Annotated in this window: 15 protein-coding genes and 1 pseudogene; 7 read left to right on the plus strand and 9 right to left on the minus strand. The window is 47.5% G+C overall.

The features are described from left to right. Position 1: 1 nt before the first annotated feature. Together HPL003_RS14775 and HPL003_RS14780 are read right to left on the minus strand one after the other, a co-directional pair. Entirely contained in the window at positions 2 to 757 is a 756-nt protein-coding gene (locus HPL003_RS14775; protein ID WP_014280483.1) for a threonine/serine exporter family protein, read from the minus strand. A 111-nt stretch (positions 758 to 868) separates the two neighbouring features. Further along, positions 869 to 1,726 (minus strand): hypothetical protein, encoded by an 858-nt coding sequence (locus HPL003_RS14780; protein ID WP_014280484.1) that lies wholly within the window; start codon positions 1,724 to 1,726, stop codon positions 869 to 871. Positions 1,727 to 2,098: 372 nt separating this feature from the next. On the opposite strand from HPL003_RS14780, the gene HPL003_RS14785 reads away from it, so the two are divergent. Further along, positions 2,099 to 2,833 carry an HAD family hydrolase gene (locus HPL003_RS14785; RefSeq protein WP_043922723.1) on the plus strand — a complete coding sequence of 245 codons (735 nt, stop codon included), beginning with the start codon at positions 2,099 to 2,101 and terminating at the stop codon, positions 2,831 to 2,833. A 42-nt stretch (positions 2,834 to 2,875) separates the two neighbouring features. After that, positions 2,876 to 3,556 (plus strand): protein kinase family protein, encoded by a 681-nt coding sequence (locus HPL003_RS14790; protein ID WP_014280486.1) that lies wholly within the window; start codon positions 2,876 to 2,878, stop codon positions 3,554 to 3,556. Between the two features lie 90 nt (positions 3,557 to 3,646). On the opposite strand, the gene HPL003_RS14795 is transcribed toward HPL003_RS14790, so the two are convergent. The 3 genes from HPL003_RS14795 to HPL003_RS28530 all read right to left on the minus strand — a co-directional run bounded on the left by HPL003_RS14795 (position 3,647) and on the right by HPL003_RS28530 (position 6,367). Further along, on the minus strand, positions 3,647 to 5,065 hold the full coding sequence (locus HPL003_RS14795) for an NAD-dependent malic enzyme (protein ID WP_014280487.1): 1,419 nt from the start codon (positions 5,063 to 5,065) through the stop codon (positions 3,647 to 3,649). 228 nt (positions 5,066 to 5,293) lie between these two features. Then, positions 5,294 to 6,100, minus strand: a complete 807-nt coding sequence (gene speD, locus HPL003_RS14800; protein ID WP_014280488.1) for an adenosylmethionine decarboxylase — start codon at positions 6,098 to 6,100, stop codon at positions 5,294 to 5,296. A 147-nt stretch (positions 6,101 to 6,247) separates the two neighbouring features. Then, entirely contained in the window at positions 6,248 to 6,367 is a 120-nt protein-coding gene (locus HPL003_RS28530) for an FAD-dependent oxidoreductase (RefSeq protein ID WP_148267395.1), read from the minus strand. 359 nt (positions 6,368 to 6,726) lie between these two features. Between HPL003_RS28530 and HPL003_RS27585 the strand changes: the two are divergent. Together HPL003_RS27585 and HPL003_RS14810 are read left to right on the plus strand one after the other, a co-directional pair. Continuing rightward, positions 6,727 to 6,873 (plus strand): annotated as a pseudogene (locus HPL003_RS27585) (helix-turn-helix domain-containing protein); the annotation flags it as partial. A gap of 185 nt (positions 6,874 to 7,058) precedes the next feature. Further along, on the plus strand, positions 7,059 to 7,907 hold the full coding sequence (locus tag HPL003_RS14810; protein WP_014280490.1) for a hypothetical protein: 849 nt from the start codon (positions 7,059 to 7,061) through the stop codon (positions 7,905 to 7,907). A gap of 89 nt (positions 7,908 to 7,996) precedes the next feature. Here the strand turns inward: HPL003_RS14810 and HPL003_RS14815 are convergent, their stop codons facing one another. Then, positions 7,997 to 9,043, minus strand: a complete 1,047-nt coding sequence (locus HPL003_RS14815; RefSeq protein WP_014280491.1) for an RluA family pseudouridine synthase — start codon at positions 9,041 to 9,043, stop codon at positions 7,997 to 7,999. Positions 9,044 to 9,288: 245 nt separating this feature from the next. Between HPL003_RS14815 and recQ the strand changes: the two genes are divergently transcribed. The 3 genes from recQ to HPL003_RS14835 all read left to right on the plus strand — a co-directional run bounded on the left by recQ (position 9,289) and on the right by HPL003_RS14835 (position 14,862). Then, positions 9,289 to 11,187, plus strand: a complete 1,899-nt coding sequence (gene recQ / locus HPL003_RS14825; protein ID WP_014280493.1) for a DNA helicase RecQ — start codon at positions 9,289 to 9,291, stop codon at positions 11,185 to 11,187. 50 nt (positions 11,188 to 11,237) lie between these two features. Further along, a complete protein-coding gene (locus tag HPL003_RS14830; protein WP_014280494.1) occupies positions 11,238 to 13,181 on the plus strand; it encodes a B12-binding domain-containing radical SAM protein in 1,944 nt (647 codons plus the stop codon). Positions 13,182 to 13,548: 367 nt separating this feature from the next. Then, entirely contained in the window at positions 13,549 to 14,862 is a 1,314-nt protein-coding gene (locus HPL003_RS14835) for an alkaline phosphatase (protein WP_014280495.1), read from the plus strand. 199 nt (positions 14,863 to 15,061) lie between these two features. Here the strand turns inward: HPL003_RS14835 and HPL003_RS30540 are convergent, their stop codons facing one another. The 3 genes from HPL003_RS30540 to HPL003_RS14845 are packed head-to-tail and all read right to left on the minus strand — an operon-like array spanning position 15,062 to position 16,318. Then, positions 15,062 to 15,118, minus strand: a complete 57-nt coding sequence (locus HPL003_RS30540; RefSeq protein WP_338000638.1) for a putative holin-like toxin — start codon at positions 15,116 to 15,118, stop codon at positions 15,062 to 15,064. Between the two features lie 3 nt (positions 15,119 to 15,121). Next, the gene (locus tag HPL003_RS14840) at positions 15,122 to 15,727 is read right to left on the minus strand and encodes a DedA family protein (protein WP_043922403.1); all 606 of its coding nucleotides are present in this window, start codon (positions 15,725 to 15,727) and stop codon (positions 15,122 to 15,124) included. Positions 15,728 to 15,742: 15 nt separating this feature from the next. Then, positions 15,743 to 16,318, minus strand: coding sequence for a class I SAM-dependent methyltransferase (locus HPL003_RS14845; RefSeq protein ID WP_014280497.1), 576 nt, complete (start codon positions 16,316 to 16,318; stop codon positions 15,743 to 15,745). Positions 16,319 to 16,469 lie beyond the last annotated feature (151 nt).

The raw sequence follows: 16,469 nt of genomic DNA on the forward strand, positions 1-16,469 counted from the left end.
ATCACATATACGAAATGATAACCGCAACGCCAGCCCCAATGCCAAAGGATGTCAAGCAAGCGTCAGCACCCTTGGATATGCCCGAAACGAGGTGTCCAGCCATCAAATCCCGAATGGCATTTGTGATTAATAAGCCTGGCACCAACGGCATAACGGAGCCAATAATGATTTTGTCCATCATCTGGCCCCAGCCTGCAACTGTCAGTAAGGCCGCCAACAAGCCGATTAAAAAAGATGCAGAAAACTCTGAGAAAAACTTAACTTTAACGAGTCTGTGAAAATATTGTACGGCTGCTAAGCCAGCTCCGCCACAGAGAACGGCCGCAGGGAAGTCTCGCCAGACCCCGCCAAACATAATCATAAAGCAGCCGCTCGCCAATGCCGCAGCCATCAGTTGCACGCGATTGGAATAGCGGAGAGGACCACGTTCAATCTTGGACAGCTCCGTAACGGCTGCGCGGGGTGACATGTCACCCCGACCTATTTTACGTGAAATTTCGTTAACCTCTACTACCTTGTGCAGATCGGTGGTCCGCTCCACAATCCGGATCAGCTTGGCAGGCTCCGAGTCGTTAATGGCAAAAAAAATCCCGGTCGGTGTCACATAGCTATGTGACTGGGATATGCCGTAGGCAGAGGCAATGCGGGACATCGTGTCTTCGACACGATAGGTTTCGGCTCCATTTTGCATCATGAGCTTGCCAGCCAGCAGACAAACCTCGATGATCTCAGGGGTAGGATAGGAATGATTATTCATGCTCGCTCTCTTTCATTCGTACCGGGCCGTTTGGCCGTATTATTTATATATATTGTAGCACAAAAGACCGCCCTTTCAGAGGCGGTTGTGTGGGAAATAAGAAGGAATCCGTCAAGATTCCATCGTATCGGGAATAACTGTATAGTAGGACTCTTCCAAATGTGTTGCAGCCTCAGACAAGCCCATGGATCTAAGCTGTCCTGCTACAAAAACACGAAGGGCAGAATGGGTGAACAGATGGCGTGTTTGAGCATCCCGGATAAAGGCCAATCTCGCTTCACGCGAAGCGTTGCGGAACAAATCACGAACCGTTTCACCTTGTTTATCCCAATGAAAGGGCTCTGCCACGCTTAAAAGAGCACTCTTCATAGAGGAACGCTGTTTTGCGGAAGAAGGAAATGCCGGAATGCCCAAGCCGTTCAATGTAGGGGCAGCTTCGTTTTGCTTGCGCTCGGTTCGCAAACTGTCGATGTAGGCAGCCATATCCTGAATCGGTTGAACACCGAAGCGCTCCCGAAAGGATTCCCGCACAAACGCAGTGCGTTCATCTACGGCCTGAGGCGGCCGATGTCCTGTATGTCCTGTATAATCCTGTCCACTAGCGTAGTAGCGCTTTAATGAACTGTTCTCTGTATAAACAACACTTAAAAAATCTTGCAAGTGGCGGGCAACCACCCATACACCTGTCCAGTCAACAGGGGATATGCATACAATGGGGGCCTGCGAAAGATCCTTTACAAGTCCAAAATCCGTTAAAAAGCCGTAATGTATTCCGTCCACACCTGCGTGGGCAAAGGGAATCACATCCGGAGGTGTAGCCATATATCGTGGCGCGCGGCCATGCTCCATAATCAATCCCAAATCAAAACTCAGAGAATGCCGGTTCGCTTCAAGCTCCTGTTCAAATTCTATAATTGCCTCAATCAAAGGTGTAGCCGATCCGTAGGCAGGGTTAGAACCGGAAATCATCGTGTATGCCTCCTTATCCAAGTACATCCATAAAGCGTTCATCCCTAAAAGGTACGTGATTTTACACGAAATGTAAACCTGTATGCTGAATCTTTTCAAAAATGTGACCTTTTACCCGTGTGCTATGGGATAAACCGCTTTCGGGGTAAAACAGGACGAGATACCTATTTTAGATAAGTACAGAAGTAAAGTGAGTTTGTGAAAAAGATGTCTTTTCAGTTTATGACCGCCACGGTGAAGTGTGAATGCGGGAATGGATACAAATATGAATGGCGAAGGAGTAAGGTGCAACCTATCGGGTCAGCGGGTATAATATCAGGACAAGGTGAGGATGAACGTCATCAAATGATTTTTACAGAAAGAAGTGGGTATATGAACTTGCACAAGAAGGCAGTATTTTTTGATGTGGATGATACAATGTACGATCATTTGCACCCTACTCGTGATGCATTGCGTACAGTATTAGGATTGAGTGAGCGTTTTCCTTATGAAGAGGCCTATCATCGTATTCGCTATTACAGTGATGTGTTATCAGCCAAAGGAGGACTATTGGAGGGAAAGGCTGGGCTGGATGAGCTGGAGGATATGAGGGAGGGCCGTTTTGTCCTGGCTTTACAGGAATTTGGGGTGAATATTACCCGTGAGCAGGCAGTGGATATCCAAAAAGAGTACTTGGATCGCCAGTATCGGATTGAGCCTTTCGAGGGAGCTACATCGTTAATGGATGAATTGAGCTCGGCCGGATATCTGGTTGGCTTGATTACAAATGGTCTCGAAGATCACCAGATGAGCAAAATCAGGGCGATGGCGCTGGAAAATCATATTGCGGCAGAGCATATTTTTGTATCCGGAACGGTTGGCTATGCCAAGCCTGATCCACGTATCTTCGAAGTGGTGAACGAACGGACTGGGACTCTGGCGGAGCATTGCTGCTATATTGGGGATTCCTGGCGCAATGACGTGGCGGGAGCTGTAGCGGCGAATTGGCGGGTCATCTGGTTCAATCACAGAAAGGCTGCCCCGGAGTCTGAGGTAGCGGGAGCCTATGAAACAGCGGCAAGCTATTCAGAGTTGAAAAAGTTACTGCTGTATCCGACATATGTCTAACTTCATTCAAATGGTTTAGAACAGAGAAGGAAGGGATCGCGCATGGCTGAACAATGGAGGCAGGCTGACGAAATTATAAGTCAAGTGACTGTTTACAGCACGGAGGATAATGATCCGGTTACGATTAAAACAGTCTCCCAAGACGTCCGTTGTATTGGCATCGGGACCGATGCGGCCGTATTTACGCTCGATGCGTTGCCCGGCTACGCGTTCAAGGTGTACTCAGACATGGCGATCGAGAAGAAGGATGCGGAGGCCGACGTATACGAGCGTTTGCAGGGGTCCGATTTTTTTCCACATTATTACGGGAAAGGTGACAAGTACATTGTCATAAGCTATGAATCAGGTATTACGCTGCTGGATTGTCTGCTGCAAGGCATTCCAGTGCCGGAGCAAGTCATTCTGGACGTGGAAGAGGCGAGGGAGTTTGTCCGATCCAAAGGGCTGAATCCCCGTGATATTCACCTCAAAAATGTACTGATGCAAGATGGACGCGCTAAAGTATTGGACGTATCCGAATACGTGAAGGAGGGCGATGACAAGCGCTGGGAGCATCTGGTGTGGGCGTATCATACGTTTTACTCAGGTATCTCGGGGGTTAAAGTTCCGTCATGGATTCTGGATACGATTAAAAAATGGTACTACAAGCTGGACAACTCCAGCTTTAATCTGGAGGAGTTCGCTCAACGCGTCAGCCAACTGTTTTCCAAATGGAAGTCATAATGGTAGGAAATCTTGATCTTCTTATAAAAAAAGGATTGCACCCGTATTTAGGGAGCAATCCTTTTTGGCACGTTACATGACAGTTCTCTTTTACCTGAAATCGCGAGGTACTCTTCTGGCGGTTCCGCTCTCAATCGCAGCCCGAATGACCTTCTCACGCACCCGCTGAACGGCATTCTCGTTAAATACGCCGGGGATGATATACAGCTTATTTAATTCTTCGGGGCGGATCGTACTCGCAATGGCTTCTGCTGCCGCGAGCTTCATTTCTTCGTTAATTTCACGGGCGCGACAGTCGAGCGCCGCGCGGAAAATGCCGGGAAAGCAAAGCACGTTGTTGATCTGGTTAGGATAGTCTGAACGTCCGGTGGCAATGACACCTGCGATGTCTTCGATTTCCTCGGGTGCAATTTCGGGAACCGGGTTAGCCATGGTGAACAGCACGGGAGCCTCGTTCATGCGTTTTACGTCTTCCCGTTGGAGTAGCCCGCCTGCCGATAGACCGATAAACACGTCAGCGTCTTTCAGAACCTCGGACAGCGTACCTGACAACCGTTCGGGGTTGGTATGCTGTGCGTACCAGTTCCACACCGGATGATCGTATGTTTCATCAGCTGTAATGGCTCCGTGGCGATCTACACCAATGATGTTAACGGCACCCGCAGACAGCAAAATTTTAGTGCAGGCTACACCCGCAGCACCAATACCGCAGACCACGATTTTGACATCAGACAGCGCCTTGTCGACGACCTTGAGTGCATTGATCAGCCCTGCGTACAAGACAACAGCGGTACCATGTTGATCATCATGAAAAACAGGAATGTCCAGCTCCTGACGCAGCCGCTGCTCAATCTCAAAGCAGCGGGGCGATGAAATATCCTCCAGATTAATACCGCCGAAAGCTGGAGCGATTTGCTTGATCGCCTTGATGATTTCCTCAGTGTCCTGTGTGTCCAGACAAATCGGGAAAGCATCGACGGACCCAAGCTGCTTGAACAGCATAGCTTTGCCTTCCATGACCGGCATAGCCGCGTAGGGGCCAATGTTGCCCAAGCCGAGGACAGCGCTTCCGTCAGAGACGACAGCAACGGTGTTACGTTTGATTGTCAAACGGAAGGCTTTGTCCTGCTCCTCATGAATCGCCATGCACACGCGTGCTACATCTGGAGTGTACACCCGGGATAAGTCGTCACGATTCTGAATCGGAACCTTGGGCTGCATTTCAATTTTACCCCCAAGGTGCAGCAGAAAGGTCCGGTCAGAGATGGAAAGTACCTTTACGCCTTGTGCTTTTTTAATCCGGGCAATCATTCGGTCAACTTCGGCCGGGTCGGCAATGGTAACTGTAATATCCCGCACGGTGACCTTTTCAGAGGTGCGAATGACGTCAATCGCAATAACGTCCCCGCCATGTTCGTTGACCAGCGTAATCAATTGACCAAATTGGATGTGCTCGGTGGAAATTTCCAGTCGTAAAATGATATTTTTACCGCCAATACCGCCTTGCATACAAATTCCTCCTTTGTGTTCCATAACAAAATTAGTAGGTTCAATTGATTGCGCTTACAATTCAAAGCGTGCCTAAAAGGTGAATTTAATATTTCAAATTAGTAGATTCTTTCCCTATCATAGTGAACAATCTCCCACTTGTACAGATAAAGCTGAATCAAATTTCTCATTTTGCATCAAAAAAGGACAAAAGCCCGGCTCATAGTCCATCCTGCTGCTCCCATCCCGCTACGTCATATTTTTGCCATAATAAATTTCATCCATTTCTGTTTTAAGACGGGCGGTTATGTTCTGCTGCTCGTTTCCGCTCAGACTTTCCTTTGCATAGCCGAATAGATAATTGTCCAGATCGAATTGTTTCAGCTTGCATTTGGTGTGGAAAATGTTTTCCTGATACACATTCACGTCTATCATGTCATACTGGTTACGCACTTCGTCGGGAATATAATTTTGAATGGAGGCGATGTCATGGTCGATGAACAGCTTGTGCCCATTCGTATCACGTGTAAAGCCGCGTACCCGATAATCAATCGTCATAATATCTGTGTCGAAGGAATGAATCAAATAATGGAGTGCCTTGAGCGGGGAGATTTCCCCACAGGTAGAGACGTCAATATCGGCTCGGAACGTGCTGATTCCCTCGTCGGGATGATATTCCGGGTAGGTGTGGACAGTGATATGGCTTTTATCCAACTGTATAACGACAGAGTCGGGCAGAGGGCCGGGTGATTCGGCGTAGGATTCTGTAGGCATCTCCACGATAGGACCTTCCGATATAAGCATTGTTACACTGGCTCCTTGAGGAACATAGTCCTGCTGGGCTACGTTGAGCACATGAGCCTCGATGATATCGGACACATTTTTTAAAATGGCAGTTAGTCGATCCGCATTGTATTGTTCGTCAATATATTCGATATAGGCTTCGCGTTCTTCCCTTGTTTTGGTATAACAAATATCGTACATGTTGAAGCTCAGTGATTTGGTCAGATTGTTAAACCCGTGCAAGGTAATCCGCTGTTTCGGTGTCATGGTCATGGGCTATTTCCCCTTATAGTGGCAGTATTCATACATAATGTTCCCATCCCTTCTTTTCATATACGTATTCATATACTCCATCCTGTAGCTAGGACAGCGGATCGGACACCCACATGTTTGGCCCACTGTATGGGCGTGCAAATCCATTTATAATGTTGGCGGGAGTGCAACCGTCTGCCCCAGACGAGCCGCCGCAACAGCCGCGCAGACACCGGCCAATCCGCCGCCAGCCACGGTAATATCGGCGCAAAAGGTTTCTTGTCTCATGCCGTCTCACGGAAACATCATGCACATATACTTTATTTCACGTTTAGCTAATCTTTAGTAACAGGCTTTATAATGACAAAGCAGATGATGAATAGAACGCTTTGTGGACATTTGGCGCACAGTCAGCAGGACATGGAAAATGAAGGCGGTGAACGCCCATGTTTGGGGTACACATTCATCAGCATGTATATTGGAAACAGAAAAATCTTTTCAGTTGGTATTCGATACGGATGCGCACTGGATTGCCTATGTAATTGAAGAAGGGAAGTTTGCGTATACTATTAGGGAACACCAGGGGGAGGCAAATGCCAGGTGCATGATTCTTTGCCCGCCCGAAGAGGTATTTCACCGTTGAGAAGGCCCAGACTTTATTGCTGGAGATAGAATATACGCTTGATGATATTACGGGAAAATGCGGATATCTGAACGGATTTTATTTTAGTCGGTTTTTTTCTGCCAGAAAGCATATGTCACCTTCACAATACCGCAAGCTTAACCGAATATGATTATAGACTTGTGACTTTAGGCATTGCGTAAAATGGGAAAAGAAACTTCAGCTAAAAGCAAGCGTATAATAAAATAAATGTAAGAAGCTAAGAATTATGAAGTTAAAATGAATTTAATAGCAAAAGGAATTTCAAAATCCCACCTCATGTTACACTTAAAGTAAAACAGTGAAAGGAGTTTCAAGATGCTGGCTTTGTCCGATCCGGCCTGGGCTTTGCTCCAAGGTCCCTATGGTTCCTCTCAATACGTCCCGGAAATGTTGAAGCAGCTCCAAGCCGGATATGACGGCGAAATGGCTGACACCCTGTATTGGGAGGAACTGTACCACCAAAATACGTTATATACTTGTACCTTCGCAGCTGTACCGTACCTCGTAGATATTGCGTTAAGCACTTCTGATGTAAGCATTCGTGCGGATATTTATAATATTTGCGGAATATTCGAAGCCAAAAATGTTAATCCATTACATACAAAAGTTCCGTTGGAATTTGCAAGGGATCAGGTAGAATTGGATGCAGATCTGGCTGAATATATATATGAACAATACCAGCAAGCCATTGTCCGGCTTACAGGATTGACCGAGGAAATGGTGCTGTATGCTAAGGACCACGAAGGAGATGTCGGCAAGCGTTATGTTTTGGCTGCGGGGGCTGCCTTTCAGGGTTATCGATGTGTAGCTTTTATGCTGCAAAGCTTTGATACTGGTGATGAATATACGCTGGATTGTCCGCATTGCGGAACTCCGCTCTATATTTGGCCCGTTGAACAAAGTGATGTCCTGGTGGTTTACGATAAAGATCCGGTAAACTCAAAAAACCTGGTTCCCCATTCGATCCAACCCGGCTCATTGGACCATAAAGGCTCTAATCTACAATGGCTATATCAATATGCCCAAAAAATTGAAGAGAACAACCTTTTGGCCCACTTACCCTATTTAAACGGTTGGCTGAATTGTCCCATTTGCAATACACCGATCTCCATTTGGGACGAGCTGATGAAAACAGCTAATGGTGTCCGTAAGCATACCGCTTAATAAATAAAAAAGGGAGCTGTATCATACAGCCCCCTGATTTCCCTGTAGACTTTTTTCGCTCCACTTACTCCTGCTTGTCTTACGTAAGTCTACTCTCGAAACGGATTTAAAAAGGCTTTAGGAATGTCGGATTCAAACCGCAGCAATACCCCCGTGACGGGATGAACAAACGACAGTACGCGCGCATGCAGGCCGAGGCGACCGATAGATTTGGCCTTGGAGCCGTATTTTTTATCTCCCACAATCGGATGGCCGATATCCTCCATATGAACGCGAATCTGATTCTTGCGTCCGGTTTCCAAACGTACTTCCAGCAAAGAAAAATGCCGATTGGCCTGAAGCAGCTTGTAATGAGTAACTGCGTGCTGTCCGTCATTCGGATATGGGCTGGAATACATTTTCAGCGTCTTGCTTTCCTTCAGCCATGAGGTGATGGTGCCCGCAGCTTTTTTAACCTGTCCTTCTACGAGAGCGATGTACGTTCGTTCATACACGACTTCCTTCCACGCTTGTTGCATTTCCTGCTGTATGGCTTCACTTTTCGCAAACATCATGACTCCAGATGTATCACGATCCAGACGATGCAGCACAAAAATACGATTATATAGATGTTCGCGTCGCACATGTGCCGTAAGCTGACGATATGCTGTTACTTCCTGTTCCTGCGCAGAGGCGACGGACAGCAGCCCGGCATCCTTGTGGATGACAATAATGGCCTCATCCTCATGCAAAATACGCAGCCCGGTCAGGGGCACCTCGGGAGTGATTTTTTCCTTGGAGAGCGCTACAGTCTGACCTTGCTCCAGCGGAAAATTGTACACAGTACGAGGAATGCCGTTCACAGACACTTGCCCACGGGCCAACGCTGATTTAATGGAATTACGGCCCATGCCAGACACATGCTCTACCAAAAAGTTCAACAGCTCGGCAGACTCCTGCACGATGTATGTTTTTGCAACGTTTTTTTCCGGTTTACCATGCTCTCGGGCAGCAGTTTTATCAAAAGCCCCCGTTTTGCCCCGTGCTTCGGGTCTATGTGAGCCGGACTTTCCGGCGGGTTTATGGCTGCGTTTGGAGTTGCCTGTGTTTGGCGTGGATTTTGTATGATTTTTTCGATTGGGTTTACGATTGTTCATGGGTTCTTTCTCCTTCTTGGTACCGTGTCTCATCGTAGTAATGGACAAACTTGCGGCACCGTGTCCACTATATCATGAGAAAACAGCGAACGCCATGGCAGAAGGGTTCGATAAGAATTTCATATACATCATGCCTGTGGACTTCCAGCGGTTGAACATTACCTTGAACCCCGGTAAACTAAAGGTAACGAAAGATAAGCCGATATGCGTCGAGGGACGCCAGAAATATGAGGAGTTTTGAAACTATGAGTGTACAAGCACCAACATTGGAACGGGCGCAGGATTTACTGCAAAAATTTTATGGCTATCCCGATTTCCGGGAGGGTCAAAAGAAAATTGTCGCCAGTATGCTGGAGGGCAACGATACGTTAGGCATTATGCCGACAGGTGGCGGGAAATCCATATGCTACCAGATTCCCGCACTGCTGCATGATGGACTGACGATTGTTGTGTCACCGCTGATCTCACTGATGAAGGATCAGGTGGATGCGCTGACCACGATGGGAATTGCGGCTGCCTATATCAATAGTACGCTGAGTGGCCGAGAAGTGAACGACCGCATACGTGCCGCACGGAATGGAGATTTGAAGCTTCTATATGTTGCACCGGAACGGCTGGAACTGGACTGGTTCCGCGATGAGATGGCGCAGCTACCGATTTCCTGCGTTGCGGTCGACGAGGCGCACTGCGTATCCCAGTGGGGACATGACTTTCGCACCAGTTATTTGGCGGTGGCTCCTTTTGTGGACGGGCTATACGAGCGCCCGATTGTAGCGGCATTCACGGCAACGGCGACACCGCAGGTCATGGACGACATCGTGCGGCTGCTTCGTCTGCGTGAACCGGAGACATTCGTCACGGGACTGGGACGGCCGAATTTGGCGTTCAGCGTGCTGCGTGGGGAGGACAAGCGCAGCTTTCTGCTGAATTATGCGCGTGAGCATGACGGCGAATCGGGCATTATTTATGCGGCGACACGCAAGGACGTGGACGATCTGTACCAACGGCTGCGGGATGCGGGAATGGCGGCTGGGCGTTATCATGCCGGGATGACCGATCAGGAACGGGCAGACAGCCAGGAGGGCTTCCTGTACGACGACATTCGTGTCATTGTAGCGACCAACGCCTTCGGCATGGGGATCGACAAATCGAACGTGCGCTACGTCATTCACTACAATATGCCTAAAAATATGGAGGCTTACGTACAAGAGGCGGGACGCGCAGGACGTGACGGTGATCCGAGTCAATGTATTTTGCTGTTCGGACCGCAGGATATTGTGACCCAGAAATTCCTGATCGAGCAAAATCCACAGGATGAGGAGCGCAAGCGCAACGACTACCGTAAGCTCCAGCAGATGGTTGATTATTGCTATACGACTCGCTGCTTGCGTACGGCGCAGCTTGAGTATTTTGGTGAGGCAGAGGAGCATGAAGCTTGCGGCACATGCAGCTCATGTACGGATGAACGGGAACTGGTGGACATGACCATTGATGCGCAAAAGATTTTTTCGTGTATTCATCGCATGCGGGAACGTTTTGGTGTTTCAATGGTAGCCTCGGTATTGAAAGGCTCGCGTAACAAAAAAGTGCTACAGTATGGCTTTGACAGCCTGCCAACCTATGGTGTAATGGGCAATCGGACGGAAAAAGAAATTTCTGAAATTATTAACGTCCTTGTATCGGAAGGCTATCTGCTGCTGTCTGAGGGACAATATCCGGTTGTCCGTTTGCAGCAGCCTGCGGCAGAAGTGCTGAAAGGTCAGCGCGAAGTCATGCAGCGTGTGGTGCGACATGCCACTGCTTTTGCAGGTGGGACGGGCTCGCGTGGACGACAGGGACGCGATGCGTATCCAGCGGCAGTCAACGAAACGGTGTTCGAGCAACTGCGCCTGATTCGCCGCGATTTGGCCGCACAGGAGCATGTACCGTCCTATATCATTTTTAACGATGCTACGCTGCGTGAGATGAGTGTAGCGAACCCGCAATCTGAGGCGGACATGCTGCGGATCAAGGGTGTCGGCGAAGTGAAGTTCCGCAAGTACGGCAAGCTGTTCCTTGATTTTTTTCAAAATCAGGGGAATGCCGTAGGAGCAGTGAACGAAGATGAAATTTATGCGGACGATGTGTACGAGGATTTTGAATAGCTATACTAAAAGATATGAGGCGTCATGCAAACTATAAAAGGTTGTGACCTATGAAAGTCATTTTATCAACGTTAAACGCAAAATATATTCATACCTCGCTGGCGATCCGGTGTCTCAAAGCCTACAGTGAAAAGGACTTTGACATCGAGCTGGCGGAGTATACGATCAAGGACCCTGTGATGAACATCGTATCCGACCTGTTTCAGCGGGGAGCGGATGTCATCGGCTTTTCCTGCTACATCTGGAATATTGAAGAGACGATTAAAGTGATTGATGTGTTGAAAAAGATTATGCCTGAGGTCAAAATCATTCTCGGTGGCCCGGAAGTCTCTTACGATACCGACCATTGGATGAAACGCCTGCCGAATGTGGATTTTATCGTTGTCGGTGAGGGGGAGGAAACCTTTCATCAACTGCTTCAGGAGATTGAGGGTGCACAAAAGTACCATTTTGTCTATGGATTGGCCTACCGCAAGGGAGAAGAGATCATTCAGATGCCGGGCCGTCCAAAGGCGGACTTGAACGAGCTGCCGTCACCGTACCGCTTTGCGGAGGATATACCGGAATTAGGCAAACGGGTTGTTTATTTTGAAACCAGTCGGGGTTGCCCGTTCAGTTGCCAGTTCTGTCTGTCCAGTATTGAGGTAGGGGTGCGTTATTACGATATTGAGCGTACGAAGTCGGATATTCTGTATCTGATCGACAACGGAGCCAACCTGATCAAGTTCGTGGATCGGACCTTTAACATTAAACGCGATTATGCGCTGGAAATGTTCAAGTTTCTCATTGAAAACCATCGTGGATGTGTCTTCCAGTTTGAGATTACGGCAGATATTATGCGTCCCGAGGTGTTGGATTATTTGGCAGAAAACGCGCCGCCAGGCGTATTTCGCTTTGAAATCGGCGTCCAATCGACGAACGATCCGACCAATGAATTGGTCAAGCGTCGCCAGAACTTTACCAAGCTTTCCCGTACCGTTACGAAGGTCAAACAAAGCGGGAAAATTGATCAGCATCTCGATTTAATCGCCGGCCTGCCTTTGGAGGATTACAACACGTTCCGTAAAACGTTTAATGACGTTTTTGCGCTCGGCCCGGAAGAGCTTCAGCTCGGCTTCCTCAAGATGCTGCGCGGCACTGGACTGCGTATCGACGCAGATAAGTACAACTACACATATATGGACGTTGCACCTTATGAAATGCTGAGCAATGACGTCCTTTCCTTTGCCGATATCGTTCGGCTCAAACGTCTGGAAGATGTGCTGGAGAAATACTGGAACTCCCATCGTATGGATCATACGGTGAACTATCTGATCGAGCGCGAATTTGCGTCCGCTTTTGATTTTTTTCAGGAGTTCGGAGACTATTGGGAGGGACAAGGCTGGCAAAAAATCGGCCACCAGCTTGAAGACCTGTTTACGCGTCTCCAGTCCTTTCTGGAGTCACGCGGAACGAAGCGAATGGATATGGTGCTTGGGCTGATGAAGCTCGACTACTTCCTGAACCATAAATACAAGCCGCGTAAAATCTGGTGGGAACACGCCTTGGAGAAGGACGATTGGTCCAGCTATATGAAAATGGCTCTTCAGCACCCGGATGCGTTGTTGTCACCAGTGGTCGCAGACTTTGTGGCAGATGCGAGCAAGGAAAGCGCAGGTGGAGAGAATGTGGCAGAATCTGCGGTGGAAGATGGTACGCAAACTGCTGTACCAGCTCTTTATGCTACAGAAGCCCATTCCGTCTCGGGCAGTCAACAGACACAGCCATACCGCGAGATTATTCCGGCTTTCGCTTCCTTGAAGCTGGGTGAAAAAGAACTGCAAAAGCACGCTGTGCTGGATGTTCTGCCGTTCCGGCTGGATCATATTCTGAGTGGCGGCAGCCCTTTGACCGCCGAAGGCCGCACGCTGCTACTCGTAGTCTACCAGCAAAACGAACAGCAAAAACCGCTCTACTACACCATGCCGATTGGCAAGGAAATTGCAGCGATTTAAGAGGAATAAAGTACAAATGATATCTAAACATCAGAAGACATCGACCTTGACATCACAAGAGTCGGTGTCTTCTTTTAGAAAAGAGTGATTAGGTTGGGCTATATTATGGACTATACATTGTCGTTACAGCCTATATTTGCACCGAAAACACCGGGGAGCTAAAGGAAGATCGAAATGAAGTCAATTGGAATTATTATGAGAAGACCCTATAAGATTTTAACCCGGTCCTGGCTAGAAACGAAGCCATCTGAGACCGGGTTTTGTGTTTTTTTACATCTATGTGATCTTTTGCTTGATGACGCTTTACAATTCAAATATATGATTATTTCATCATGTATTAATATTAAATCTACTGGAGTGTGACCTTGTGAAGAAGCGTTCAATGAAAAAGAGTATTCTTGCTTTAGGCGCTATTACGGTCTTGGGTGCGCCATTGTTATCTGCTGACATCCCTACCACTTTTGCAGCCTCATCTAATTCGAAGTCCACTACAGCACAAGTGTCCAAAGCACAGAAGTCTACCTCAGTAAAAGTCGATGCTCCTAAAAATGTCATTCTTTTTATCGGCGATGGCATGGGACAAGCAAGCCGCAATGCGGTTCGTCTGGCAACAGTCGGGAAGTCGGGATTGCTTGAAATGGATAACATGCCTGTAACGGGGCTGGTTAGCACAAGCTCAGGGGACAACCTCGTTACAGATTCCGCCGCCGCCGCAACTGCCATTGCAACAGGTGTAAAAACGTATAACGGCGCTATCGGGATGGATATGAATAAAAAGCCCGTCACAACGATCATGGAGCTGGCGAAAAAAGCTGGCATGTCCACAGGTGTCGTGACGACCAGCCAAGTGACGGATGCAACCGGGGCAGCCTTCGGTGCGCATGTCGAGAAGCGCTCTGCGCAAAGCGAAATTGCTAAGCAGTATCTGGAGAATAGCAAGCTGGATGTAATTCTGGGTGGTGGTGAGGATTTCTGGTATCCGGCAGGAACAGCAGGTAAACATCCAGATGCGCCGGCAGAAGATCCCGAGGAGGCTAGTAAGGGAACTCAAGGGAATTTAGTGGACCAGGCCAAGAAATCGGGCTATAGCTATGTGACGGATCAGGCGGAAATGAAAGCAGCCAAAGGCTCTAAACTGCTCGGGTTGTTCGCCAATGAAGAGATGTTCCAAGCTCATAATAAGCTGGGTAACGCTTATAACCCAACCGTTTCTTTGCCAGATATGACGACGAAAGCGATTGATGTGCTATCCAAAAACCAAAAAGGCTTTTTCCTGATGGTAGAGGAAGAAGGAACGGATGAGATGGCGCATGACAATGAAGGTGCATTAACGATCAAGGCCGGGCAGCAGCTCGACAAGGCCGTTAAAGTAGCTAAAGATTATGCCAAAGCGCATCCAGATACACTGGTTCTGGTTACAGCTGACCACGAAACGGGTGGTTTGGCCATTGAAGGCAAGGATGCGAAAGACGAAGCCGACGACGGCACCACGAATGAAGATGGTCCATTCACCATACAAGGCACGAACGAAACGTTTTATATTGATTGGACGACAAAAGGACATACCGCAGTAGATGTGGCACTGACTGCGATGGGACCTGGCGCCTCCCAATTTAGCGGAAATTACCCGAATACCGCTATTCATGACAAGCTGGTTAAGCTGCTTAAATTGAAAAAATAACTCGGGATGAACGATAGTAAAGGATTTTCCATATTGGCAATATGGTTTTTCCTGTGATAAACTATAGCCAATAGGTATATACTAAAAAAGAGTAAGGATGCTACCAACATCCTCACTCTTTGACAACAGCCGCTTATAAGGGCGGTGGCTGTAGGGTTGGATTAGTGAAATAGACCGCTAACCTTTTCCAGAGGGCGGTCTATTTCTTTTTCATGTAGGTAAGTAACGCCAGAATGAACATGCCGAACATGAGCAGCCTTTACTCCTCAGTTGTTTTCTTCCCCCAAACGTATTTCATTATAAAAAATATAATTGCCAGTAACATGAGAAGCAATGCGATTTGTAAGCCATAACGATGTATAAGTTCTCCTGCTGTTTGTACATGATCGCCGAAAAAATGTCCGAGCACAAAGAAGATTAGCGTCCAGATCAAGCCCGTTGAATAAGAGAACAAAGCATAACGCCTGAAGCTCATTTTATTAATCCCGACAATATAAGGGATGATGTGGCGAACAATCGGCAGCAAATAACTGATGCAAATGGTGAAATTGCCATACTTATGTACCAAATTTTCCGAAAATGTAATGTACTTGTCCATTTTCTTTTTTCGTCGTAAACGATCCAGAACGGGTGTACCCAAGAATCTCCCCAATACATAGCCTAAGGACAAGCCTGATACAACCCCTAGATATACGATGAAAAAAGCGGGTATCGGTTGAAGTATTCCCATGCTGGTTACAGCCCCGCCAGTCATCACAATGACTTCGTCTGGAATGGGTAGCCCCACGATCCCGAGCCATAAGGAAAAAAATAATGCTGCATAGCCGTAGTCTTCGATGATGGAAATTAAATAATCAACGTCCATACCCATCCCCCTTGTTCATCCTTTTTTCCGGCAAACATAGACAAACGCGGGTGGAATGTTCATGGGCACAAATTTGATTTCCTCAATATCAAACCATTCCCCTAACTGCTGTTTCATTTGCTTGGAATATTGAAAGGCGATAAACATTCCCTGATCCTTGAGCGACAGGTGAATTTGTTCTACAATTTGATCTCGCATCGTTTGTGGAAAATTAAAAAATGGCAGCCCGCTTATTATGCAATCAAGCTGTTCAATTTGTACATTTTGCATAGCAAGTTGAAGCTCACGGGAGTCGGAATAACAAAGATAATTCGGAAATCTCTTTTTTAAATCTCGTTGCATCGTCTGATCCTTCTCAAAAAGCAGTACCTTGGTTTGTTGCCTTGCAGCAGATGGAATGTACTTAGTAATTGCCCCGGTACCAGCACCAAGCTCGGCAACGCTATGAATTTCACTCCATGGAATGGATTCGATCATTTTTTTAGCTAGAAATCTGGAGCTTGGTGTTACACTCCCCACATAGGCTGGTGAATGCAAAAATTTAAATAAGAACAGAAATCTCTCGTGAATCAAATGACTAATACGGATCATGAACCGTTCCCCTACTTTCGACTTTCTGAATACGTTCGTTTATTCTCTGCTAAGAGTAACAAATTATACCTTTGCTTGCTCCTGTCTAGAGTAGGGTTCATACCCCCGTCCTGAGGCGGGGATTTTCCTTGACTATAGTCCAGGGAGCAGG

It is taken from the genome of Paenibacillus terrae HPL-003 (genome assembly GCF_000235585.1).
Taxonomy (GTDB): Bacteria; Bacillota; Bacilli; order Paenibacillales; family Paenibacillaceae; genus Paenibacillus; species Paenibacillus terrae_B.

Bases quoted from the DNA above. Each gene is read 5' to 3' on its own strand.
- HPL003_RS14775 (WP_014280483.1), bottom strand. From the start codon at position 757: ATGAATAATCATTCCTATCCTACCCCTGAGATCATCGAGGTTTGTCTG.
- HPL003_RS14780 (WP_014280484.1), bottom strand. From the start codon at position 1,726: ATGATTTCCGGTTCTAACCCTGCCTACGGATCGGCTACACCTTTGATT.
- HPL003_RS14785 (WP_043922723.1), top strand. From the start codon at position 2,099: ATGAACTTGCACAAGAAGGCAGTATTTTTTGATGTGGATGATACAATG.
- HPL003_RS14790 (WP_014280486.1), top strand. From the start codon at position 2,876: ATGGCTGAACAATGGAGGCAGGCTGACGAAATTATAAGTCAAGTGACT.
- HPL003_RS14795 (WP_014280487.1), bottom strand. From the start codon at position 5,065: ATGCAAGGCGGTATTGGCGGTAAAAATATCATTTTACGACTGGAAATT.
- speD (WP_014280488.1), bottom strand. From the start codon at position 6,100: ATGACCATGACACCGAAACAGCGGATTACCTTGCACGGGTTTAACAAT.
- HPL003_RS28530 (WP_148267395.1), bottom strand. From the start codon at position 6,367: ATGAGACAAGAAACCTTTTGCGCCGATATTACCGTGGCTGGCGGCGGA.
- HPL003_RS14810 (WP_014280490.1), top strand. From the start codon at position 7,059: ATGCTGGCTTTGTCCGATCCGGCCTGGGCTTTGCTCCAAGGTCCCTAT.
- HPL003_RS14815 (WP_014280491.1), bottom strand. From the start codon at position 9,043: ATGAACAATCGTAAACCCAATCGAAAAAATCATACAAAATCCACGCCA.
- recQ (WP_014280493.1), top strand. From the start codon at position 9,289: ATGAGTGTACAAGCACCAACATTGGAACGGGCGCAGGATTTACTGCAA.
- HPL003_RS14830 (WP_014280494.1), top strand. From the start codon at position 11,238: ATGAAAGTCATTTTATCAACGTTAAACGCAAAATATATTCATACCTCG.
- HPL003_RS14840 (WP_043922403.1), bottom strand. From the start codon at position 15,727: ATGGACGTTGATTATTTAATTTCCATCATCGAAGACTACGGCTATGCA.
- HPL003_RS14845 (WP_014280497.1), bottom strand. From the start codon at position 16,318: ATGATCCGTATTAGTCATTTGATTCACGAGAGATTTCTGTTCTTATTT.